The organism is Streptococcus oralis, from assembly GCF_004127215.1.
Classification (GTDB): Bacteria; Bacillota; Bacilli; order Lactobacillales; family Streptococcaceae; genus Streptococcus; species Streptococcus oralis_BD.
The window spans coordinates 1-404 of the sequence record NZ_QEWJ01000128.1; the positions used below are offsets into that span (position 1 = coordinate 1).

General features: G+C 66.1%; 1 protein-coding gene. It reads right to left on the reverse strand.

Going from position 1 to position 404, the window contains the following annotated elements; all coding sequences use genetic code 11:
* Nucleotides 1-404 (reverse strand): phosphoenolpyruvate carboxylase (locus DF216_RS10660; protein WP_129326792.1); only part of this gene is annotated, 404 nt, incomplete at both ends.

Sequence of the window (404 nt, forward strand, 5' to 3'; positions counted from 1 at the left end):
GTACAGCGCCCAGTTGGCCGCCAGATAACCGCCGTCCTTGTTGGAGTCCGAGTAGCCCAACATCACTTCCTGATGTTGTCCGCGCGCGGTGACGATGCTGCGGTAGACCGGCAGCGCGAGCGCCGCCTCCAGGATCGACGAACCCTGCTGGAGATCCTCGATGGTCTCGAACAGCGGCACGATGCCGACAGGTGCGTACACCTCGCCGTGGGCCGCGCCCGAAACATCGAGCAGGCCGGCTTCTTTGAGCAGGATCGCCGCTTCGAGCAGGTCCGACACCGACTCGCACATCGAGATGATGTAGTTGGGCACGGCCTGAGCACCGAAGACGGTCACCGCCCGCGCCGCGGCACCGACGACGTCGAGTTCCTTGCGGGCCAGCTCCGAGAGCTCGGCGCCCTCAC